Genomic DNA, 15,028 nt, shown 5'->3' on the forward strand with positions numbered 1-15,028 from the left:
AATGTATAAAATTCTAGCTGGGTTCGGGTCAATCGTACGTTCACTGTGGATGGTTTTCTCACACGTGACACGTAAACGTGACACCATTCTTTACCCAGAAGTGCCAGCCGAACAAATTGTTCCACCACGTTTCCGTGGTCGTATCGTGTTAACACGTGACCCAGATGGTGAAGAACGTTGTGTTGCGTGTAACTTATGTGCAGTTGCATGTCCTGTTGGCTGTATTTCACTACAAAAAGCAGAAAAAGAAGATGGTCGTTGGTATCCGGAGTTTTTCCGTATCAACTTCTCACGCTGTATTTTCTGCGGTATGTGTGAAGAAGCATGTCCGACGACTGCAATTCAAATGACTCCAGATTTCGAGTTGGGTGAATACGTTCGTCAAGACTTGGTATATGAGAAAGAAAACTTACTCATTTCAGGTCCTGGTAAATACCCAGACTACAACTTCTACCGTGTAACAGGTATGGCTGTAACTGGAAAAGACAAAGGTCAAGCGCAGCGTGAAAGCGCACCAGTTGATGTACGGAGCTTATTACCATGATGTGGCCATTTTATTTGATGGCACTTGTGGCCATCGTTTCTACGATTCGTGTTGTGACCAACGCGAATCCTGTACACGCTTTATTAAGCTTGATCGTGTCACTTCTTGCAGTTGCAGGCATGTTTATGATCGTGGGTGCGCCATTTGCTGGCGCGCTTGAGATCATCGTCTATGCAGGCGCGATCATGGTGTTATTCGTATTCGTAGTGATGATGTTAAACCTTGGTCAACACACCGTTGAACAAGAACGTAAATGGTTAACATCGTCTGCTTGGGCATATCCAGCGCTCATGAGCTTCTTAATGGGCTTGGTGTTGGTGTGGATGCTCGGCTCTGACTACACAGCGGCTGGCCCTGTTATGGGGACTGAAGTTGTGGGTCCAAAAGTCGTTGGCCAAGCACTCTTTACTCACTATTTATTATTGGTTGAAGTTGCTGCCATGTTATTGCTTGCTGCGTTGGTTGCAGCATTCCATCTTGGCAAACGTGAACCAGGTGCAGAAGAGGACAAACAATAATGGGCAACATCCCTTTAGAACATGGTTTGATTGTTGCAACCATTCTTTTTGCACTGGGTTTTTACGGTGTGATGGTGCGACGCAATCTATTATTTATGTTAATGAGTCTTGAAATCATGATGAACGCAGCTGCGCTTGCGTTTGTTTTGGCTGGTAGTGCATGGGTACAACCAGACGGACAAATCATGTTTATTCTGATCTTAACGCTTGCTGCGGCAGAGGCTTGTATTGGTCTTGCGATCGTCCTTCAGTTCTACCATCGCTTCCATCACTTGGATGTGGATGCTGCTAGTGAGATGCGCGGATGAGTTTTTTATATTTAACAGTATTATTCCCGCTCATTGGTTTTGTCCTTTTAGCGGCAGGTCGCAACAAGCTTCCTGAAAATGTCGCTGCCATTATTGGTGTGGGAGCGGTTGGCCTTTCTGCATTGGTTGCTTTGATCGCTGGTCTAGACTTTGTTAATAATGGCAAAGTGACTTATGTTCAACATCTTTGGACATGGTTCAATGTAGGTAACCTAAGCCCAGGCATTAGCTTACATCTTGACGGTTTATCACTGCTCATGATGGGTATGGTGACGGGTGTGGGTTTCCTGATTCACATCTTTGCATCATGGTACATGCGTGGTGAAGAAGACTTCGCGCGTTTCTTCTCTTATTTCAACCTGTTCGTTGCCAGCATGTTGCTGCTCGTATTGGGCGATAACTTAGCGTTATTGTTCTTAGGTTGGGAAGGCGTAGGTCTATGCTCTTACTTGCTGATTGGTTACTACTATCAAAACCCTGCAAATGGTTTTGCAGCAATTAAAGCATTTACCGTAACACGTGTCGGTGACGTTTTCTTATTGATCGCTTTGTTCTTAATTTACCAACAGTTCGGTACTTTAAACATTGCTGAAGTGGTTGCAGCTGCACCAACAGTGATGACACAAAGTTCATCTTTAACCATTTGGACAGCACTCATGTTGTTCTTGGGTGCGGCAGGTAAATCTGCACAGATCCCATTACAAACATGGTTGGCCGATGCAATGGCAGGTCCTACACCTGTATCTGCATTGATCCACGCTGCAACGATGGTAACTGCAGGTGTTTACCTGTGTTGCCGTATGTACACCGTGTTTGAAATGGCGCCTGAAGTGATGATGTTTATCTCAATCACAGGTGCGGTAACGTTGTTAGTGGCTGGTTTTGCTGCATTGGTTCAAACCGACATCAAACGTATTTTGGCTTACTCAACGATGAGTCAGCTGGGTTATATGTTTATGGCTGTGGGTGCTGAAGCTTATCAAGCAGGCTTGTTCCACATGCTGACTCACGCATTCTTCAAGGCATTATTGTTCTTGTCTTCAGGTGCAGTGATTTTGGCTTACCACCACGAACAAAACATCTTCAAGATGGGCGGTTTGTTCTACAAGAACAAATTCCTATTTGCTTGTTTCGCCATTGGTGGCGGTGCATTGGCAGCGATTCCATTCATTACAGTCGGCTTCTTCTCGAAAGATGCGATCTTGGGCGCAGTTTGGGTACAAGGCGAATCAATCGCAGTATATAACTCATTATATTGGGTGGGTGTAGCTGGTGCTTTCTTAACGTCGATTTACACATTCCGTCTGATTTGGGTTGTGTTCTTTGGTAAAGAAAATACACCGTATCATGCGATTAAAGGCATTACCTTTTGGGGTCCTTTGGCGATTCTTGCTGTACTTTCAACTTTCGTCGGTGCGGCACTTAAAGCACCTGTGGAAAGCATTTTAAATGCAGCAAAAATTCCAGCATTTGTGATTCCTGAAGCTTTAGAACATGGCATGCATAGCGCTGAATGGACTGCTGTAGGTATTGCATTGGTTGGTTTAGTGATTGGTGTGGTCTTATTCGCGTTTGCTTATAGCGCAGTGAAAGGCTTTGCTAAAACGTCATTGGGTGCAGGTCTTGCAAACATTTGCCGTAATGCACTGGGCTTCGATGCGCTTTATGACATCGTTTTTGTGAAACCATATTTGCTTATTGCGAAGATTTTAGGTCGTGATCCAATTGATCGTTTGTGGTTAGTCTTGCCTGCACTTGTAAAAGGTGGTCATAGCTTCACAAGTTCACGTCAAACGGGTTCATTGCGTGATTACGCATCAAGCATGGCATTAGGTATCTTTGTATTGCTAATGGTCTTGATCGTAACTCAGATCGTGGGGAAATAAGATGGAAATCACAAACAACTGGATTCTACCCGCGCTGATCTTAGTTCCGTTCATTGCTGGTTTTATTTGTTGGTTAGTCGACAAACTCGACGACAAACTGCCGCGTTATATCGCGTTAGTGGGTATGCTCATTACTTTGGGCTTAACTGTTGCGCTATGGCAGACAGGTACATTTAACTACGAACTTGGCGCGAAAGTGCCATCGTGGTCTGCTGAATTCATGTTGCCATGGATTCAGACTTTAGGCATTAACATCCACTTAGCGGTGGATGGTCTATCTCTATTAATGGTGGGCTTAACTGCACTTTTAGGTGTGTTGGCTGTCGGCTGTTCTTGGGGTGAAATTCAAAAGAATGTTGGTTTCTTCCACTTAAACCTTTTATGGTCTTTGGGTGGTGTGATCGGTGTATTCTTAGCGATTGACATGTTCTTGTTCTTCTTCTTCTGGGAGATGATGCTTGTACCTATTTACTTCTTGATCGCACTTTGGGGTCATAAAGGAGCAGAAGGTAAGTCACGTGTTTATGCTGCAACCAAATTCTTTATCTATACGCAAGTCGCTGGTCTTATTATGTTGATCGGTATCCTAGGCCTTGTGGTTTATGGTTACATGATGACGGGTATGATCGGTTTTGATTACAACTACTTATTAGCTGTAGCCAACACTTTAGACAAAGAATTACCTACCGTTGCTTATGCATTCATGCTGTGTTTATTTGTCGGTTTTGCGGTAAAACTTCCAGTTTTCCCATTACACGGCTGGTTACCAGATGCGCATGCACAAGCACCTACAGCAGGTTCGGTTGACCTTGCAGGTATCTTAATTAAGACCGCTGCATATGGTTTACTACGTTTTGTGATTCCATTCTTCCCAGCGGCTTCTGCACAGTTTGCAGACATCGCGATCATTTTCGGTTTAATCGGTATCTTCTACGGTGCTTGGTGTGCTTTCCAGCAAACCGATATGAAACGTTTACTTGCGTATACGTCAATTTCGCACATGGGCTTTGTTTTACTTGCGATTTACGCAGGTAACATCTTAACCTTCCAAGGTTTGATGATCATGATGTTGGCACATGGCCTATCATCTGCTGCATTGTTCATTATGTGTGGTCAAGTGTACGAGCGTGTTCATACACGTGATATGCGTTTGATGGGTGGTATGCGTGGCCAGTTCCCATATCTTGCATTCTTCCTCATGTTCTTCGTGGCGGCGCTTGTAGGTATTCCGGGTCTAGGTAACTTCATTGGTGAGTTCCTGATCTTGATGGGTTCTTATGCAAAATTCCCAGTGTTTACTATTCTTGCAGCAGTAAGCTTAGTATTTGCAGGTCTTTATGGCTTGATTCTGATCCACAAAGCGTTGTTTGGTACGCCAAACGAAGAACAACAGCAGCACTACAACAACCCATTGAAAGATTTAAATGCGCGTGAAGTAGTGATCTTGTTAATCTGTGCTTTCGGTCTGTTATGGCTTGGTTTGTACCCACAAAGCTTCCTTGATATTTCAAATTCAAGCATGGCGTGGTTAGCGAACAGCTACATTCCTGTACAAGAAGTAGTTGACGTTGCGAGTCAAGCAACTGTTCAACTCGAAAATGTGGAGATGCAATAAGTCATGAACTTCACAATGTCATTTTCTGAGCTTATGCCTTTAGCTCCTGTGATGATCGTTGCTTTAACAACGATCGTCGTGATGATTCTTACTGCAATTAAGCGTAACCATAACTTAATTGCGACAGCATCAGTGGTGGGCTTAAACCTTGCAGCAGCATATGTACTCTTCACAATGTTCGGTGGTGCTTTTAAACCAGCGAACGTGATGGGTATGTTCATGGTGGATGCGTTCACCTTGCTGTACCAAGTAATTATTCTAATTGCTGCTTTGGCATGCTGTACTCTGTCGCATGCCTATATCGAAAGCTATAAAGATAACCGTGAAGAGTTGTATATCTTAATGTTGTCATCAGTGACTGGTGCAATGTTAATGGTGGCAAGCTCTCACTATGCATCGTTCTTCATTAGCCTTGAGTTGATGTCAATTCCTGTATATGGCTTATTGGCCTATACACACCAGCGCTCTAAGTCTTTAGAAGCGGGTGTGAAGTACTTGGTGCTTTCAGCAACAGCTTCGGCAATGTTGTTGATGGGTATGGCTTATATTTACGCGTACACAGGTTCAATGTCGTTCTATGACAATGTTCAAGCGTTAATGCAAAACATTCAACAGCCAATGGTACTTTTAGGTTTAGGCCTGATTGTTTTTGCTGTGGCATTCAAACTGTCTTTAGCGCCATTCCACAAATGGACGCCAGACGTTTATGCAGGTGCACCAACTCCGATCGCAACTTTCCTTGCAACAGCTGCAAAAGTAGCGACGATTGGTCTGTTTGTACGTTACATCTTAACTTCAGGTGCGATCCTTGTTGACTCAATCGTGACGATCTTAACCGTGATTGCGGTGTTATCGATCTTGGTGGGTAACTTCCTTGCAGTGAAACAAGTGAACTTGAAACGTATCTTGGCATACTCTTCAATTGCGCACTTTGGTTACTTGTTGATTGGTTTAATCAGCATGACTTATGCAAGCCTTGGTAATGTTTCGGTCTATGTGATCACTTATGTGTTAACTACGATTGGTGCGTTCGGTGCGGTTGCATTGATGTCTAGTCCATACAACAACGTAGACGAAGCAGAAAGTCTAGCGGACTACCGTGGTCTATTCTGGCGTCGTCCAGTGCTGACTGCCGTATTAACCGTGATGATGCTATCGCTTGCAGGTATTCCATTGACAGCGGGCTTCATTGGTAAGTTCCTTGTGGTCATGGCTGCGGTAACGACTCAGCACTGGTTCCTTGCTGCGATGATCATTGTTGGTTCTGGTATTGGTCTGTACTACTACCTCCGTGTGATGGTTGTTATGTACATGACACCACCAGATGCACCGCGTGTAGATGCTGTGGATCATTGGGGCCAAAAAGTGGGTGGTATTATGGTGCTTTTAGCTGCGGCAGCAGTGCTTGTGATTGGTATCTATCCAGATCCAATTATTAAGTTAGCACTTCAGTCAGAGATCTTATCTCCAATCCACTTTATGCTTTCTCAACAGCACTAATTTTTAAAAACGTTTCGTTTTAACAAAAAAGCCTCCATCAATTGGGGGCTTTTTTGTTTTTATCGCACGATAAAAAGCTTTATAATGTAAGGAATTTTATTTTACCTTTTAGGTGCTCTCCCGTGGCTATCCATGAAATTCGTCATCCACTGATTCGTCATAAGCTTGGTCTTCTTCGTCGTGCAGATATCAGCACTAAAAACTTCCGTGAGCTGGCTCAGGAAGTGACCATGCTGTTGACCTATGAAGCGACCAAAGATTTACCTGTTTGCGACCATGAAATTGATGGTTGGAATGGTAAAGTAACGGTAGACCGCATTGTGGGTAAAAAAATCACCGTTGTGCCAATTTTACGTGCGGGTATTGGCATGTTAGATGGTTTCTTAAACCTGATCCCAAGTGCCAAAGTGTCTGTACTGGGTTTAGAGCGTGATGAAGAAACGCTTGAAGCACGTACTTATTACAAAAAATTAGTTCCAGATGTACAAAACCGTTTAGCGATGATTATCGACCCGATGCTTGCAACGGGTTCTTCATTGGTTGCTGCGATTGATGTATTGAAAGCAAGTGGCTGTAAAGACATCCGTGTGATGGTATTGGTTGCGGCGCCTGAAGGCATTAAACGTGTTTTGGATGCGCATCCAGATGTCACTATTTTCACAGCTTCAATTGACCAAGGCTTAAATGCCAATGGTTATATCGTGCCGGGTCTAGGCGATGCGGGCGACAAAATCTTTGGTTCAGTTCAAAAAGATTAAGATTAAGCCCCAGCAAAAAGAGGCTTTTATAGCCTCTTTTTTATAAACTACAACAAAGCGTGTACATATTAGGATCTGTTTATGAAGGCCGAGCAATATCAAGGAAAAGTTAAGCAATATAATGCGGATAAAGGTTTTGGCTTTATTTCCTCACCTGAAGGTGACGTATTTTTTCATATCTCGGATTTCCCTGCAGACTCAGGTGAGCCGAAACGTAATGAACGCGTGAAATTTAATGTGGTTGAGAATGGCGACCGCTATAAAGCGATTAAAATTGAGCGGGTTGAAGACAACTCTGCCAAAGCCAAGAAATCGAAAGTCTCAAGCCATAATAAATCGATCACCACAGACTTATTGTCTAATTTTAGACGCTAAGTCAGCGTTGATTCAGAGTGCAATCGTGCAAAGATTAATCTTTGCATTTTGAAGCTAAGAGGATTTTTAGTCTCTTTTTTATTGATTACAATACGAAAAATACAATTGAATAGAGCAGATTATGTTTCTGAAAGGGAAAATCAAAAGCTTTAGTACCTCACGTGGTTTTGGTTTCATTGAGGTGGAGGGGGATATTGATGATGTATTTTTTCATATCAAAGATTTGCCACAGCACAACATTGAACCCAAGATTGGTGAAGCGCTTCAGTTTATGATTGTAGAAGACCAAGGCAAGTTTAAGGCTGGCAATATCCAGCGGCTCGGTCTGTCCTCAGAAAGCAAAGCAACGACATCACCCAATAAGAAAAAAGCGCATACCCAAGCCTCGCCACGTTACCATGAGGCGGGACATAAAAGTACCATCATCACCGTGATTGGCATCATTATCGTCGCGGTATTGAGCTTTTTGACCTATGGGAAATATCAAAGTTATAGTGCAGAAAAACAGCGTAAAGCTGAACAGTTGATGCTTGAGCAGCAACAGATTGTAGAAGAACAGCGTAAAGCTTTAGGAAAGTTGCCCGATCAAATCCTATCTGAGCAAGGGAAGCGTAATTTAGATGCAGGTCTGCATCAGACCAATCAACCTCGCTCGGAACGTGTGACGGAAAGCATTGATAAACAAAATGGTCGTTTACCTGTCAGCACTGGACAGTTTAAATGCGATGGACGAACCCATTGCTCCCAAATGCGTTCTTATGAAGAAGCGGTTTATTTCTTAAGGAATTGTCCAAATACCAAAATGGATGGGAACAATGATGGTGAGCCTTGTGAGCGCCAATTTGGGAAATAAAAAAAGCACCCTCGGGTGCTTTTTGCTTACTTATTTTTCGCAGAATTTCATAAAGGCTTTGAGTCCTGGGCCTTGGTACTTCTGACGATGTACCAACATGAACAGTGGACGTGTTAGAGACCAGAACGGCGTATCAAGTACCACCAACTGGCCTTTTTCGCGCAAAGGTTCAGTTGCCAGCTTTGAAATACAGGACATCCCTAAACCACCCGCCACGATTTTTAAAATCGCTTCATTATGACCTAAAGTTAGACGGATATTGGCATCAGGCAAGTCTTTTAAAATAGCATTATCAAACACTTCACGCGTACCTGAACCTTCTTCGCGCAAGATCCACTCGACCGATTTAAAGTCTTCAGGCGTTAATGTGCGATTTAACTGCGCCAAAGGATGATCTGGTGCACAGCAGACCGCTAATTCATCGTCACGCCAGTGAATACATTGCAGTTGCGGCAAGTGACAAGAGCCTTCAATCAAAGCCAAATCTAGTTGGAACTGATTCACCGCCTCAATCATTTGACGGGTGTTACCAACTTGCAGTTGTAAATGGGCTTGAGGCTGAATTTGTAAGAAATCAGCCATTAGGTCAGGCATGAGGTAGTCACTGATGGTCAGGGTTGCACCCAAACGCAAATCAATGCTTTGTAACTCACCTTTAGCGGCTTGCTCGAAAGCATCACAGCGACCCAAAATTTCTAAAGCTTGTGGCAGCAGGAAACGACCCAGATCATTGAGCTGAAGACGCTTACCTAGACGGTCAAACAGAGGAGCTCCCAAACCGTCTTCTAGATCTGCTAAAGCCATACTCGCAGCACTCTGGGTGAGTCGAACCGCATCACTGGCTTTGGTTACTGTGCCTTCTTGAGCAACTGCTACAAAAACCGCCAACTGGCGTAAAGTCATGCGCATGAATATAGCCTTAACATTTAAAAAATATTAACAAATTATGTGGTCATGCTAACATGAGCAACGTCTTTGATGCCACGCTGAAATCATGTCAATTGAAAAATTTAGCCTAGAAAAGGTTTTATCCGTACACCGTTGGACCAATACACTTTTTAGCTTCACTATGACGCGACCTGCACATTTTAAGTTTACCGCAGGACAATTTGCCCGTATTGGCATCAAAGTGGGTGATGAATTGGTGGTTCGAGCGTATTCGGTGGTGTCCTCTCCCTTTGATGAAACTTTAGAGTTTTTCTCGATTGTGGTGCCTGAAGGTGCATTTACCTCGAATTTACAACACTTAAAAGTTAATGATGAGATCTACCTCGAAAAGATCCCGTACGGCTTTTTGACCTTGGCGCGTTATCAGTTGCCGTTACCAAAAGACTTATGGCTACTGGGCACAGGGACAGGACTTGCACCTTTTATCTCGATGTTGCAAGACTTTGAGACGTGGTCGAAATACGAGAGCATTACACTGGTTTATAGTGTACGTACAGCCTCTGAACTGGCCTATGCAACACGCATTCAAGAAATTGCAGAGACCTTTGGTGAGGGCCATACAGGCTTTAAATTTGTGCCGATTATTACCCGTGATCCGCATGCACCACTGCATGACCGTTTACCCGTACTGATTGAAAATGGTGAGCTTGAAAAAGCAGTCGGTTTGAGTCTGAACCCTGAAACCAGCCATGTGATGCTGTGTGGTAACCCGCAAATGGTCGAAGATACCAAAGAGGCATTAAAAGCACGTGGCCTGACCATGAACCGCCGTGGTGAAGGAAATATCGCGGTCGAAAACTATTGGTAAGCTTCAAAAGCTCACATGGATAGCGATATCAAAGTATTGCTAAAACATCGCTTTAGCACAGAGAAAGAGACGAAATATCGCGTAGGTTTTGTTGTTGACTGAAACACTTTAAACTGAGGAGCAGTGGGGTAAATGCTAAAAATGGATTCATTCCTAATCGGTTGATGGTGTTATTTGCTGGTTTGGCATTTACTTTGGGGCTTTGTATTACCTTATATATCGGTAAAACTGCTTCGGCTCAAATGAGTAAATCCAGCGGTCAAACCTTATATATTGCTGCGAAGAGTATCAGTAATACTTTGGCCAATTCGTTGACAGAACGCGAACGGGAAATGGTGCTTTTGAGTCAATCACCGTTTATTGCTGAGGCAGACTTTAATAATCCACGTGTTCAACAGCAACTCGATCAAGTTAAAAAATCATATCAATATTATGCATGGCTTGGGATTGCTAACCCTGAAGGGAAAGTCGAAGTTGCGGCAAACCATTTATTGCAAGGTGCAGATGTATCTGAGCGGGATTGGTTTATTCACGGCTCCAAGCGAGTGTATTTGGGCGATGCACACAAGGCTGTTCTACTCGCCAAAAAAATCAAGGCCATTAACCCGAATGAACCGATGCGATTTATTGATTTTGCGACTCCCATTTATGACCCTACAACGCATAAAATAAAAGGCGTTTTGGCTGCGCATGCAGACTGGAGCTGGGCAAGCCATGTGCTGAAAAGTTCATTGTCTGAAAATGCCGCACAACGTGGGATTGAAGTATTTATTGTGAACCAAGCGGGTGAAATTCTATATCCGTTTAAAAGTATTGGTCAGGTGAACCCTCCGAGTTTTAGTAAACAACATGGCAATTACTTTGTGCATGACTGGGGAGAGGGACAAAACTACCTCACCACGGATGTTCCTGTGTTTTCACAAACACAGATGAACTTGGGTTGGCATGTCATGATTCGCCAGCCAGTTTCGATAGCCTTGGTAGAAGTTCGGTCACTGCAACATCAAATCTTAGCTATTGGTTTTGTGATTTCATTACTGCTACTTTTTGTGACTTATCGCTTAGCGAATCGTTTTAGCCGTCCAATTGAAAACTTGGCAAAAAGTGCGCATGCAGTCGAGCAGGGACGTGAAGATGTTTACTTTGAGGCGAATACCAGTATTAGAGAAATTAAAGGCTTGTCACAGTCATTAAATAGTATGACCGACACACTGTTGACACAAAAACATCAGCTAATGGATGCCAATACAACGCTTGAGCAAAAGGTTCAGGAACGCACACAGGAACTTAAAACGGCCAATATAGAATTAGAAAAGTTGGCACGGCATGATGCACTGACAGGACTGTATAACCGCGGTGCATTGACCGATTATCTGGACTATTTATACGCTCAGTTTACACGTAGTCATGTGGGCTATGCGGTGCTGTTGTTGGATGTAGATTACTTTAAAAAAGTGAATGATCAGTATGGGCATGAGGTGGGTGATCGATTCTTAAAAGGGGTGGCATAGGTGTTGTCCTCGAACATCCGTGAGTCGGACTTTGTTGCTCGTTATGGTGGTGAAGAGTTTGTGGTGTTGTTGCCCACGACCACGCTTGAAGGTGCAATGGTTTTAGCTGAAAATCTACGTCAAACTGTCGAACAAGCCCCAATTTTGGATCAGCATCCCATCAGTATTAGTATCGGGGTGAGTGTGGTTCAGGTCACAGATAGTGATGCACAGACTGCCTTGTGCCGTGCCGACCAGCATTTGTACCAAGCTAAAGCGCAAGGGCGTAACCGTGTGGTTGCACTTTAACATTTAGGCTTCGACTGTGGCAGATTGGGGCGATCTGCTACACTGAAGTATCTTCTGCTTTACTGTGCATTATTGTGATGTCTTACGATATAAAAATGAGCCAACTACCTAAGGTTGAGCGCTCCCCGCAGCAGAAAAAATTAAATCGTTTGATTGAGCGTATTGAACAACAAAAACAAGAACTGGCGACATGGCAAAACGCCCAAGCCGACATTCAAAACTATACGCGCAGTAAGCTTTTACCTGTTTATACCGAGTTGCACACGGTTTTATTTGAACAGCTCGATACCTTGTGGAATCACTTAGCCAACGATGCCTTTAGCAAAGCGGACTTGGCGCAGATTGACACCAAAATAGCCGCTTTAGCCAAGATGCTAAAAAAATCTCAGATGCTGACTTCCGCACAGAAAGAACAAGTAGAGAAAGTGGATACTTTCTATAAGCAGCATTCAGAGCATGTACGCGCGAAGAAAGCCAAAGCCATTTTAACGCAAGCGCATGACCTCGCTGAAACGGTAGAGCAAGGCATAGCACTTGATGTTGAAACAGATTGGGAAAGTTATGAATATGATTCTGCCCAATATGCAGCAGAGCGAGAACGCGCCAAGCAGTTGAAACAACAACAAAAACGTGAGCAATCAGCCAAAATGGCAGAGCAGTCACTAAAAACCGTATATTTAAAAATTACCGCGATGATTCACCCTGACCGTGAGCCTGATGAAGCGAAGAAGTTAGATAAGACTGAACTTTTGCAAAAGGTCAATGAAGCTTATGCAGAGCAGGATTTATTTTATTTGCTCAAACTCCAATTACAGTTAGAGACCAATAAAAGCTTAAGCTCAAAGCCTTTAAGTTCTGAACAAGTGAAGTTTTATCAGTTGTCTTTGGAAGCCCAAAGTCAGAACTTGCAAAGCCAGTTAGAGGAAATTTTTGCGTCTTTTCACTTGAGCAGTCATATCAACATCAAACAGCTCAAAATGAATGATGTGTATAAGGTGATTGATAAGGATGTTGCTGAGTTAAAGCAGCAATTGAAGTGGGAAAAAGAGCGTTTAAAGCATATGAAAAAGGTGAGTGGGGTGGAGATGTTGTTGGGGCATCAGCTTCTTTAATTTTTGCTTTTCTCCCTCTCCCTTTGGGAGAGGGAGGTACGGTTACATACTTTCCATAATTTTTTGAACTAAAGCCATTTTTTGTTCACGTGTCAGTAGATTTATATCTTTTTCTTCAATAAATTCATCTAATGCCCCGACTTGTTTGCCACTCATATCTGGAAATCCTGCAAAATTTCTATTAAATCGATCCAAATCAAATATTCTGAAAGTAGCTTTTGCTTTTGGACCGCAAGCTGTGAAAAAGTAGTGGTCTGGATAATCACAATGATTAGAGCGAGTTCTTTTAATGTGTTCCTCATAATTATCGAAGAATGGATGAATAATTTTAAAACGACCCCTTGTGCTCGGGTAGGTGGATTGTGAGCAAGCCGTATTACCATTTACATGGGGGTTTTGGTCTCCTTTTTCTCGATTACAGTCAGGACAAATGACAATTAAGTTTTTAGGTTCAAATAGGAATTGAGGAAATAATGATTTCGGTAAAATATGCTCTACTTGCCAATGCAATCCATTAGTAGAAAAAATATATTGCTTACAATAGAAACAAGTGAGTTTTTGTTCAGATAAATAGTGATTACGAATTAACGAACGAAAACTTTTAACATCCTTATTTTCATCATCATTCCATAACTGATAATTTATTTTATCGTAGCTATCTATAAAAGGCTTAAGTTCTGCAGGTATTACAAAAATTTCCATTTCATCCTCTATAGCTAGCTATAAGATTGAAAAGAATAAATACTTTGTCTTCTTTATCTATTTTTTCATGTTTTATTAATTTTTCTAAGTGTTCGAGTAAGGCTTTACTTTCATCATCTAGATGGAAATCAATTTCTATATTAAACTTATTTAAAATAATAATTAATTTCCTGATCAAATATTCATTATTATTTCCTGGGAAATTAAAAATCTCTGATAGTTGAAAATCTGAAGATCTATTTTTAAAATGATCTATACTATATGTCTCATTTTTTTCTAGATTGTGTATGTAAGTATGTAAATAGTCAGTACCTGAAACAATTTGTGGCGCGTGCGTTGCTATAAAAAAATGACAATTCTCGAAGTTGGAGAAAACTGAGTTTAAGAAGTTAAGTACCTGATTTTGCCATTCTGGATGTAAGTTTATCTCAGGCTCATCAATACAAACTAAAGAGTCATTTTCTAAAAAAATTAATAGAAAAAGTCCCAATGTTAGAAATGAAGTTTCACCTGAGCTGAGATCTCTATATGAAACTTTATGATTTTTTTTTGTAAAGTCTATTTTTTTTATATTCCAAAGACCGAGAGCGATACCATAGCTTAAAGATGAAAATGACTTTAAATTACTAGCGAGAGGGAAATAATAGTCTGTAAGTTTACTATCACAAAGATTGAGGTAAATTTGTTTTAAGATTTCATGATTTTCAGTTTTGTTTTCAAAGTATAGAAGATTATTGTTATAGGTGCCCATAAAAAAATCTGAATTTTTTTTATTTTTATTGAATGTGATGTGGAGATTTTTATCAAAATCTAAAAATAGTAATATTTTGTCCAGTAAATGTTCTCTAATAGGATCTTGCTTTAGTTTTAACATTAATAATGGTATTAACGTTCTAATGCTCCAATCCTTGTATTGCAAAATTGGTGATACATCAAATAGATTTTTTTGGTCTAAAATTTCTATTAGTTTGTAATCTATAAGTTTATTTAAAGCATCGCAATAAGAGAAGTTTTTTTGCAATCCCTGATAGTTGGCATAACAATAATATTTTGAGCCATAAGTTCTAAGTTGTGGAAACTTATGGTACATCGAGTTTGAGAAAGCTAAAACATACTTCTCATCCTTTAGTCTACGCATAATTAAGCTATTTAATAGACGACTTTTACCACTACCATTTTTTCCTACAAGAATTGTAAAAATGTTATTAGTGTTGGATGAAAGTTTTTTGTCATAAAAAGTGTATTTTTTACCGCTACTTTCATGCGTATGGATAAAAGTCATTTTCAATATAAAAGGCTGAA

Annotated in this window: 14 protein-coding genes and 1 pseudogene; 12 read left to right on the forward strand and 3 right to left on the reverse strand. The window is 41.6% G+C overall.

Features of this window, described 5'->3' with window-relative positions; genetic code table 11:
* Position 1: 1 nt before the first annotated feature.
* The 9 genes from nuoI (at position 2) to ACY3FQ_RS03855 (ending at position 8,357) form a co-directional block, all read left to right on the forward strand.
* Complete coding sequence (nuoI, locus tag ACY3FQ_RS03815; protein ID WP_004651038.1) at positions 2–544, forward strand: NADH-quinone oxidoreductase subunit NuoI; 543 nt, start codon at positions 2–4, stop codon at positions 542–544.
* A complete protein-coding gene (gene nuoJ, locus ACY3FQ_RS03820; RefSeq protein WP_171056751.1) occupies positions 544–1,062 on the forward strand; it encodes an NADH-quinone oxidoreductase subunit J in 519 nt (172 codons plus the stop codon). Before nuoI ends, nuoJ begins: the two co-directional genes overlap by 1 nt.
* On the forward strand, positions 1,062–1,370 hold the full coding sequence (gene nuoK, locus ACY3FQ_RS03825) for an NADH-quinone oxidoreductase subunit NuoK (protein WP_004695395.1): 309 nt from the start codon (positions 1,062–1,064) through the stop codon (positions 1,368–1,370). Before nuoJ ends, nuoK begins: the two co-directional genes overlap by 1 nt.
* On the forward strand, positions 1,367–3,256 hold the full coding sequence (gene nuoL, locus ACY3FQ_RS03830) for an NADH-quinone oxidoreductase subunit L (RefSeq protein ID WP_234964750.1): 1,890 nt from the start codon (positions 1,367–1,369) through the stop codon (positions 3,254–3,256). The genes nuoK and nuoL overlap by 4 nt, the downstream gene beginning before the upstream one ends.
* A gap of 7 nt (positions 3,257–3,263) precedes the next feature.
* Positions 3,264–4,871 (forward strand): NADH-quinone oxidoreductase subunit M, encoded by a 1,608-nt coding sequence (gene nuoM, locus ACY3FQ_RS03835; protein WP_171262524.1) that lies wholly within the window; start codon positions 3,264–3,266, stop codon positions 4,869–4,871.
* Positions 4,872–4,874: 3 nt separating this feature from the next.
* On the forward strand, positions 4,875–6,371 hold the full coding sequence (gene nuoN, locus ACY3FQ_RS03840) for an NADH-quinone oxidoreductase subunit NuoN (protein WP_005400347.1): 1,497 nt from the start codon (positions 4,875–4,877) through the stop codon (positions 6,369–6,371).
* Between the two features lie 122 nt (positions 6,372–6,493).
* Positions 6,494–7,129 carry a uracil phosphoribosyltransferase gene (upp, locus tag ACY3FQ_RS03845; protein ID WP_058870138.1) on the forward strand — a complete coding sequence of 212 codons (636 nt, stop codon included), beginning with the start codon at positions 6,494–6,496 and terminating at the stop codon, positions 7,127–7,129.
* Positions 7,130–7,210: 81 nt separating this feature from the next.
* On the forward strand, positions 7,211–7,504 hold the full coding sequence (locus tag ACY3FQ_RS03850; protein ID WP_005400349.1) for a cold shock domain-containing protein: 294 nt from the start codon (positions 7,211–7,213) through the stop codon (positions 7,502–7,504).
* 121 nt (positions 7,505–7,625) lie between these two features.
* Positions 7,626–8,357 (forward strand): cold shock domain-containing protein, encoded by a 732-nt coding sequence (locus tag ACY3FQ_RS03855; RefSeq protein ID WP_151836421.1) that lies wholly within the window; start codon positions 7,626–7,628, stop codon positions 8,355–8,357.
* 30 nt (positions 8,358–8,387) lie between these two features.
* On the opposite strand, the gene gigC is transcribed toward ACY3FQ_RS03855, so the two are convergent.
* Complete coding sequence (gene gigC, locus ACY3FQ_RS03860; protein ID WP_010327351.1) at positions 8,388–9,266, reverse strand: LysR family transcriptional regulator GigC; 879 nt, start codon at positions 9,264–9,266, stop codon at positions 8,388–8,390.
* A gap of 85 nt (positions 9,267–9,351) precedes the next feature.
* Here gigC and ACY3FQ_RS03865 point away from each other — a divergent pair, with 85 nt between their 5' ends.
* From ACY3FQ_RS03865 to ACY3FQ_RS03875, 3 genes and pseudogenes are all read left to right on the forward strand, one after another.
* Positions 9,352–10,113, forward strand: coding sequence for a ferredoxin--NADP reductase (locus ACY3FQ_RS03865; protein ID WP_151836420.1), 762 nt, complete (start codon positions 9,352–9,354; stop codon positions 10,111–10,113).
* A gap of 242 nt (positions 10,114–10,355) precedes the next feature.
* Positions 10,356–11,912, forward strand: a pseudogene (locus ACY3FQ_RS03870) (sensor domain-containing diguanylate cyclase).
* Between the two features lie 77 nt (positions 11,913–11,989).
* On the forward strand, positions 11,990–13,024 hold the full coding sequence (locus ACY3FQ_RS03875; protein ID WP_151836419.1) for a molecular chaperone DnaJ: 1,035 nt from the start codon (positions 11,990–11,992) through the stop codon (positions 13,022–13,024).
* Positions 13,025–13,066: 42 nt separating this feature from the next.
* Here the strand turns inward: ACY3FQ_RS03875 and ACY3FQ_RS03880 are convergent, their stop codons facing one another.
* Positions 13,067–13,726 carry an HNH endonuclease gene (locus ACY3FQ_RS03880; protein WP_195728197.1) on the reverse strand — a complete coding sequence of 220 codons (660 nt, stop codon included), beginning with the start codon at positions 13,724–13,726 and terminating at the stop codon, positions 13,067–13,069.
* A 1-nt stretch (position 13,727) separates the two neighbouring features.
* Positions 13,728–15,008, reverse strand: a complete 1,281-nt coding sequence (locus ACY3FQ_RS03885) for an AAA family ATPase (RefSeq protein ID WP_279693285.1) — start codon at positions 15,006–15,008, stop codon at positions 13,728–13,730.
* Between the last annotated feature and the right edge of the window lie 20 nt (positions 15,009–15,028).

It is taken from the genome of Acinetobacter sp. AB03, assembly GCF_058107045.1.